We start from the raw sequence: 5,803 nt of genomic DNA, 5'->3' as shown, positions 1-5,803 counted from the left end.
ATGAACCGAAAATAACGGCGAGGCCGGGGGAGCCTTCAGCTTCGCCGGGGCATTGTCCTCCTCACGACACTCGATGACAGGAGAGAGACATGTCGAAGTTCTTCAAGGCGGGTCTGGCCGCCACCGCTATGTTCGCCGCTCTGGGTTCGGCCGCCGTGCCGATGACCGCCAGCGCCATGCCGCAAGCCAACGGCGTCACCAACTGCGACGCCCCGGGCGGCCGTCAGCGCGCCGGCGCCGCGATCGGCGCCGTGCTGGGCGGTCTGGCCGGCAGCCAGGTGTCCAAGAATGAGCGCGCCCTCGGCGCGGTGGTCGGCGCGGGCGCCGGCGCCGCCGCCGGTTCCTACATCGGCTGCAACCAGCAGCGCGCGCGTTCGGCCAATCAGGCGGCCGCCAACTCCTACCGCGCCACCTCGAACCTGCGCATCCGCACGGGGCCGGGCACCAGCTATCGCCAGACCGGCAGCCTGTCGGCCGGTCAGCCTTTCACCGCCGTGGGTTCGCAGGGCGAGTGGGTCCAGATCGCCGGCGGCGGCTGGGTGAATGCTCACCACGTCGCGCCGAACTAAGCGACTGACAGTTTGAGTGAGAGAGCCGTCCCTGACCCGGGGCGGCTTTTTTATTTTTTGGGGTGCTATCGGCCGGTCGGCCTACTTGAGCAGCATTTTTGGCGCGCTATCGGTCTTCGGCCTGCTTGAGCGCAGGATTTTGAGCGCAGGCCAGCCTACTGGCTGACCCAGAGGATGCGGGCCATCCACAGAATGTCACGGCGGGGCAGGGCGCGGGGCGGATAGGCGGGGTTGATCGAGGCCAGGGTCACGTCGCGCGCGTTCATGGCCGCGATCTCCTTGGCCAGGGTCTCGCCCGAGGCGGTGCGTACCGCCACCCGATCGCCGCGCCGCACGTCCGACGCCTCCAGATCCACGATCACCCGGTCGCCGGGGCGATAGAGCGGCGCCATGGAATCGCCGTCGATGGTCAGGCTGAACAGGCTGTCCTTGCGGGTCGGCAGGTCAGTCTGATCCCAGCCCTCGGCCAGCGGCAGGCCGGCGTCATCGAAGAAGCCGTCGGCGCCCGCCCTGGCCAGGCCCAGCAGGGGAATGGAACGGTCCTCGGTTGGGGCGTCGTCGGCCAGGGCGGCGAAGGCGCCGAGGGAAATGCCCGTCGCCTCCAGTACCCGGGTCAGGCTTTCGGTCGAGGGCCAACGCGGGCGGGGCGGCTCGCCGGGGCCGAAGCGTTTGGACGGATTGAAGCTGGTGGCGTCCAGGCCCGCGCGGCGCGCCAGACCGGACGGCGACGTGCCTTCGCGACGCGCCAGGGCGTCGAGGGCCTTCCAGAGCTTGGCGTGGGACAGGGGCATGGCCCCGGAAGTCTATCGAGAAGCGATAGGAATATCCACCTAGTCGATGTCAGCGCCGATGGCGCGGCGTTCCTGCCAGGCCCAGAAGGTGCCGATGGCGATGGCCAGCATGATGCCGTAGCCGGTCATGTTGACCACGGTGTAGAAGGCCGAGATCGGCGTGCGCAGGTTCAGCATGATCATGACATGGCTGGTGACGACCAGAAGCTGCAGGGCGCAGGCCCAGACCGGCCACGACCGCGGCGCCTTCCAGACCATGGCGCCGAAAATGATGAGCATCACGACGTCGATGGCGAAAACGCCCCACTGGATGCCGAAATAGCCGCCGGCGGTTTGAGCCATCAGGGAGGCGAACCAGCCGAACAGAAAGGCCCCGGCACCGATCTTTTCAGGCTCGCCGCCTTTGAGGAAGGCGAACAGCCCGACCGCCACGACGAAGGCAGCGCCGACATAGCCTGCAATGGTCTCTAACAACGAAAGCCCCCATCGTCGCGACGACAATGGGGGCCAACATAATGCAAAGCCTTCAGGAACCGGAGAGCCGATCCCCAAGATTACCGTTATTTCACGCGACGCGCAGGTGGTCGGCCTTGCGGGTCATCGGGCGGTCGTCCCATTCGTCCGGCTTGTTGAGCGGACCGACGGCGTAGGTGCCATAGCCGAGGCGACGGTGGTCCTTTTGCAGTTCGGCGTGGCAGGCGACGACGGCGTCGCGTGCGGTGCTGAGCGCCATGATGGCTTCGACGGCCTTAGCCTGCGAACCGGCGCCGGCAACCGGCGAGATCGACAGGGCGGCGCGGGCGCCGATCATCGACTGAACCAGGGTGGTGGCGTGGGTGATGGCGTCATCCACCGCTTTTTCGGTGGCGTAGAGTTCGCCGGCGACGCTGGCGATCACTTCAGTGCGGTCCATGACTTTACCCCTCAATAAAGAAACACCGCCGTTTCTTAACGCGCATTAAGGGAATTTGGTAGCGATTTGTTTACCAATGGTTACGATTCAACCAGTGGTTAATGCGCATTAACTATCTCGGGTTGATTCGTCGACGTCATCGAGCAGGAAGTGGGCGGTCAGGGCGGCGATCGGCTGATCGCGGCTTTCCTGCCAGGCCTCGGCCACGACATGGGCGACGCGGCGGCCGGCCTTGTTGATCCGGGCGCGGGCGTAGACGTCCCTGGGCCGGCCCGAGCGCAGATAGGCCACGGTGACGTTGATCGGGCGCGGCAGGCGCAGCCGAGGATAGGTCAGCGACACCTGGGCGACGGCGGTCATCTCCAGCAGGGCCGCGGTCGAGCCGCCATGCAGGGCCGGCAGCATGGGATTGCCGATCAACCTGTCGTGGAAGGGCATCACGATGGTCAGTTCGTCGCCGTTGACCTGGGTTCTGAGGTCCAGAAAGCGGGCGTAGGGCAGGCTGTCGAGCAGGGCGGCGGTCATGCGGCGGCTCCGGCGGCGCGGGCCGCGCGCAGGTTGGCGCCGGCGCGATGATCGCCCTCGGCGCTGATGACATAGGCGGATTGGGCGGCGGCGACCGGATCGGTCGGGTCGTCCTCGAAGGCCCAGGCGCGGACGAAGCCGAGGGTGCGCGTCAGCCGATAGCAGCGCGCCTCGGCGATCAGATCCCGGCCGGGAACGGCGGCGCGCATATAGTCGACGCGCAGATCCAGGGTGGCGATCGGCTGATAGGTCTTCAGCGCGACCCAGACCGCCAGGCCGCCGACATGGTCGAGCAGGGTCGTGACCAGCCCGCCCGCGAGGACGCCCGTTTCAGGGTCCCCCACCAGATCGTCTCGGTAGGGCGCGCGAATCCGCACCCGGTCGCCGTCCAGGCCTTCGTAGCTGAAGCCGAGGGCATGGGTGTGTGCGGCGCCTGAGGCCAGTTGGGGCAGGAGGGTCGTCAGAAAGGCGTCGGTCATCAGGGCGTCCTGTCTTGGCCGACGCCGGGGCGGGCGTCGGATCGGCTAGATCTTCGTGAACCCGCGCGTGCGGCCTTGTCCAGCCGCGTGGTCGGGGCGGGCTCTCGTCGTATGGTGCGAAGGCTGGAGCGTTGGTCGCGCGAGGAAGGCCGCGCGCGAGGCGTCAGGCGACGTCGCGTTCACGGGCGACGTCGGCCTCGCCCTGATCAGGCGCCAGCGCCGCGTTCATCGCCATGCGCAGCCGTTCCGGCTTGATCGGCTTTTCGACCACGGCGGCCATGCCCGCCGCCAGATAGTGTCTGGCGTCGTCGGGATCGGCGTTGGCGGTCAGGGCGATGATGGCGATGTTGCGGGCGTCGCCGCTGAGGGCGCGGATGGCCTGGGTCGCCTGGACCCCGTCCATGCGCGGCATCTTGATGTCCATCAGGATCAGGTCGAACGGACGCGCCTTGACCGCTTCCAGCGCCTCCTGGCCGTCCTCGACGGTTTCGGAGGTGCAGCCGAACATCTCGCACAGGGCCTGGGCGACGACGCGGTTGGTGGCGTTGTCGTCGGCGATCAGGACATGGGGGCGGGCCTGGAGGTGCAGTTCGTTCAGGTCCGAGACGTTGGACGGTTCGTCCTGCTGAATGATGGCGCGCGGCGCCGACAGGTCGAAGGCGAAGGTCGAGCCGCGGCCCGGGTTGTTTTCCGCCCAGATGCGGCCGTCCATGCCCTGGATCAGGTGGCGGCAGATGGCCAGGCCCAGGCCGGCGCCCTCGAAGCCGGCGGCATGGTCGAAGACCGTGTCGATCCGGGCCGGGTCCACGCCGGGGCCGTCGTCGCGTACGCGGGCCTCCATGCGGACCTGGTCGCCGACGACGTGCGCCTTAAGGCTGGCCTCGACGATGCCGTTGCGGGCGAATTTCAGCGCATTGCCGATCAGGTTGTTGAAGACCTGCTTCAGGCGCGGCCCGTCGAGCACCGCGGCCAGCTCGGTGTCGCCCTCATAGCCGACCATGAGGGTGACGCCGTCCTGGGTGGCGCGCGAGGTCCACTGCGTCTGCACCTCGTCCATCACGGCCCGAAGGGGGGTGGGGGACGGGCTCAGCGCCAGTTCGCCGGCTTCCGCGCGGGCCAGGTCCAGAGCGTCCTGGAGGGTGCCCAGCAGGGTTTCGGACGAGTCGATGATGGTCTGGACATGGGCGTGAGCGGCGTCGTTCAGCGGCTGGCGGCGCAGAAGCTCGGCAACGGCCAGCACGCCATTCATCGGCGTACGCAGTTCGCTGTTCATCAGGGCCATGAACTGGGCCTGGGCGCGTCCGGCGATTTCGGCCCGCCGCTCGGCGTCGTTCAGGGTGCGGACCTGCTCGGTCAGATCGCGGTTCTGCTGGCGCTGGATGTCGTTGACGCCGCGCAGCAGGGCCACCGCCGTGCCGACGCCGCGATAGGCGCCGTTGCGGGTGACGATGAAGCCGCGCATCAGGGCGCCGGGGCCGCTCTTCAGGATGATGTCGGAAAAGGCGTCGATGCGGACCCCGGCCTCGACCACGGCGGGTTCGGCGTCCATGACGTGGGTGACTTCGCGGGCGCCGTACAGGCTTTGGCCCAGCGGCCCGGCCAGCTTCATCAGGAAGTCGCCGCGTTCGATCAGGCCCAGGGGGCGTTCGCCGTCGACGACCGGGATGACCAGGGTGTCCGGCTCGCCTTCGAAACGAGCGAAGACTTCGCTCGCCATGGCGGCGGCGGTCACCGGCTCAACGCGCTCGGTCAGCACTTCGATCGTCGGCATACGGCCGGCACTCCAATATGGAGTTTTACATTTGATGAGAACGCTTTGCGAAAGGGTTAAGGGCGAACCGAATTTGCTCAAACTGACGAAAAGGGGCGATCCGTCGTGTTTTGCGACAGGCCGCCGACTGGCGTATAGGAGGCTCTGATCCGATCTTCCCCTGTTCCTTCTGGATGCGCGCGGCCGCTGGCCGACCGCAGGTTCGTCATGAGCGTCACGCCGCAAGCTTCTGAAAAATCGGCCCTTGTCCTGTTTTCGGGCGGGCAGGACAGCGCCACCTGCCTGGCCTGGGCGCTGGAACGCTATGACCGGGTCGAGACCATCGGCTTCGACTATGGTCAGCGCCATGCGGTCGAGATGTCGGCGCGCCAGAGCGTGCGCCAGCAGATGGTGAACGTCCTGCCGCAATGGGCCGACCGGCTGGGGCCGGATCACGTGGTCGATCTGACCGGCTTCGGGGCCATCGGCGAGACGGCCATGACCACGGATCGCGCCATCGAGGCCGACGCGCGCGGCCTGCCCAACACCTTCGTGCCGGGGCGCAACCTGATCTTTCTGGTGGCGGCGGCGGCCCTGGCCGACCGACGGGGGCTTCAGGTCCTGGTCGGCGGCATGTGCGAGACCGACTTCTCGGGCTATCCCGACTGCCGCAACGACACCATTCAGGCCATGAGCCACGCCCTGACCCTGGGCCTGGCCAGGCCGTCGCCGATCGAGACGCCGCTGATGTTCCTGACCAAGGCCGAGACCTGGGC

8 protein-coding genes are annotated in these 5,803 nt (G+C 67.7%); 2 read left to right on the top strand and 6 right to left on the bottom strand.

Translation table 11 applies throughout. The features are described 5' to 3' along the window. Positions 1–89: 89 nt before the first annotated feature. Positions 90–569 (top strand): SH3 domain-containing protein, encoded by a 480-nt coding sequence (locus VGE49_RS02925; protein WP_312062332.1) that lies wholly within the window; start codon positions 90–92, stop codon positions 567–569. Positions 570–724: 155 nt separating this feature from the next. Here the strand turns inward: VGE49_RS02925 and VGE49_RS02920 are convergent, their stop codons facing one another. From VGE49_RS02920 to VGE49_RS02895, 6 genes are all read right to left on the bottom strand, one after another. Next, positions 725–1,360: a S24 family peptidase gene (locus VGE49_RS02920; protein WP_331033088.1), complete on the bottom strand. Its 636-nt coding sequence runs from the start codon at positions 1,358–1,360 to the stop codon at positions 725–727. Between the two features lie 39 nt (positions 1,361–1,399). Next, positions 1,400–1,834: a hypothetical protein gene (locus VGE49_RS02915; protein ID WP_331033087.1), complete on the bottom strand. Its 435-nt coding sequence runs from the start codon at positions 1,832–1,834 to the stop codon at positions 1,400–1,402. Between the two features lie 91 nt (positions 1,835–1,925). After that, positions 1,926–2,273 carry a hypothetical protein gene (locus VGE49_RS02910; RefSeq protein ID WP_331033086.1) on the bottom strand — a complete coding sequence of 116 codons (348 nt, stop codon included), beginning with the start codon at positions 2,271–2,273 and terminating at the stop codon, positions 1,926–1,928. 108 nt (positions 2,274–2,381) lie between these two features. Next, positions 2,382–2,798, bottom strand: a complete 417-nt coding sequence (locus VGE49_RS02905) for a PaaI family thioesterase (RefSeq protein WP_331033085.1) — start codon at positions 2,796–2,798, stop codon at positions 2,382–2,384. Next, on the bottom strand, positions 2,795–3,277 hold the full coding sequence (locus VGE49_RS02900; protein ID WP_331033084.1) for a PaaI family thioesterase: 483 nt from the start codon (positions 3,275–3,277) through the stop codon (positions 2,795–2,797). The genes VGE49_RS02905 and VGE49_RS02900 overlap by 4 nt, the downstream gene beginning before the upstream one ends. A gap of 163 nt (positions 3,278–3,440) precedes the next feature. Further along, on the bottom strand, positions 3,441–5,048 hold the full coding sequence (locus VGE49_RS02895) for a response regulator (protein ID WP_331033083.1): 1,608 nt from the start codon (positions 5,046–5,048) through the stop codon (positions 3,441–3,443). Between the two features lie 207 nt (positions 5,049–5,255). On the opposite strand from VGE49_RS02895, the gene queC reads away from it, so the two are divergent. Continuing rightward, a partial coding sequence (gene queC, locus VGE49_RS02890) for a 7-cyano-7-deazaguanine synthase QueC (RefSeq protein WP_331033082.1) occupies positions 5,256–5,803 on the top strand: 548 nt, incomplete at its 3' end.

Source organism: Brevundimonas sp., from assembly GCF_036405315.1.
Lineage (GTDB): Bacteria > Pseudomonadota > Alphaproteobacteria > Caulobacterales > Caulobacteraceae > Brevundimonas.
This window is presented reverse-complemented; position numbering and strand designations above follow the sequence as displayed.

Excerpts from the sequence above, each read along its gene's own strand:
- VGE49_RS02925 (WP_312062332.1), top strand. The coding sequence starts at position 90 with ATGTCGAAGTTCTTCAAGGCGGGTCTGGCCGCCACCGCTATGTTCGCC.
- VGE49_RS02920 (WP_331033088.1), bottom strand. The coding sequence starts at position 1,360 with ATGCCCCTGTCCCACGCCAAGCTCTGGAAGGCCCTCGACGCCCTGGCG.
- VGE49_RS02910 (WP_331033086.1), bottom strand. The coding sequence starts at position 2,273 with ATGGACCGCACTGAAGTGATCGCCAGCGTCGCCGGCGAACTCTACGCC.
- VGE49_RS02905 (WP_331033085.1), bottom strand. The coding sequence starts at position 2,798 with ATGACCGCCGCCCTGCTCGACAGCCTGCCCTACGCCCGCTTTCTGGAC.
- VGE49_RS02900 (WP_331033084.1), bottom strand. The coding sequence starts at position 3,277 with ATGACCGACGCCTTTCTGACGACCCTCCTGCCCCAACTGGCCTCAGGC.
- VGE49_RS02895 (WP_331033083.1), bottom strand. The coding sequence starts at position 5,048 with ATGCCGACGATCGAAGTGCTGACCGAGCGCGTTGAGCCGGTGACCGCC.